Source organism: Arenibacter sp. 6A1 (assembly GCF_012272855.1).
Taxonomy (GTDB): Bacteria; Bacteroidota; Bacteroidia; order Flavobacteriales; family Flavobacteriaceae; genus Arenibacter.
On the sequence record NZ_JAAXCQ010000053.1, the window covers coordinates 1 to 1040 of the forward strand.

The 1040-nt window shown below is 43.6% G+C and carries 1 protein-coding gene; it reads right to left on the reverse strand.

Going from position 1 to position 1040, the window contains the following annotated elements; all coding sequences use genetic code 11:
* Positions 1 to 1040, reverse strand: a 1040-nt coding sequence (locus HCG49_RS18395) for a family 20 glycosylhydrolase (RefSeq protein ID WP_168470937.1), incomplete at both ends; no start/stop codon positions are given.

The window sequence follows — 1040 nt, forward strand, 5'->3', positions numbered from 1 at the left end:
CCATTACCATCAATTTTACCGGTAGCATTCAATTCTAATGCTGCAAATTCTGCCCCTTTAATAAGTGCTGGTTTCCATTCGCCCAACAGCGTCCCGAATTTTTTATACTGCTCGTACTTTTCCGGGAAGTACAATGGTAGGGAGAACTGATGACGGTTCACTACGGTAATCGCCTTAAAATCGGATAGTTTGTCTACTAATACCGGCTTGGAATATACCTGATCATAGGTGTTAGGTTTAAGGCCATTTGTCGTGTAAGTAATATATCCCTTGTTCACAACATTTTCTAAGGCCACCTCTATGCTACCATCAATTTCTTTTGTCGCTACCAGTTTGGGTTGTGGTACTCTATAACCATAACCGGCTTCATCGTACCTATTGTAGTGCTGGCGCATTCTTTCCTCAAAATCGGACCAGTCCTTAAGGTTTTTATCTGTCCATCCAACCTCTGCCAAAGCCGCCATCCTCGGAAAGGTCAGGTAATCAAAATACTTCTCCGATCGGTTTTCATTTATAGGCAGTATTTCCTGTAAAATGGTGCCATGAATAAACTGATCTGACCAAAGGGTAGCGTGAACTCCCAAAACCTGAGACTGGAACTCCTCCTTCAGTCCTTCTACCATAGGGTCCATCCCGTATACTTTTTCCAGACTAATTGGAGATAACCAGGTAGCTGCTTTCACCTCTCCTGGGATACTGCTTTCGGCGACATCAAAATAGGCATGACTCGATAGTGCCATCACCATATCGTGTCCAGCCTGAGTACCCAAAATAGCCTTTTTCTTATTGTGCCAAACCATACCCACGGCCTTATCGTCTAACCCTCTTTCGATGATCTCGTCCCAGCCAACAATCGTTTTTCCGCTTTTCTTTAGTATTTTCTGAATGCGATTGGTAAAATACACCTGTAGATCTCCATCCTTCTCCAATCCAAGAGCTGCTTTTCGTTTTTGGCAATGTACACATTCTGCCCATCGATCGTACCGAGCTTCATCGCCTCCGACATGGATATACTTACTAGGAAAAAGTGCTATAACTTC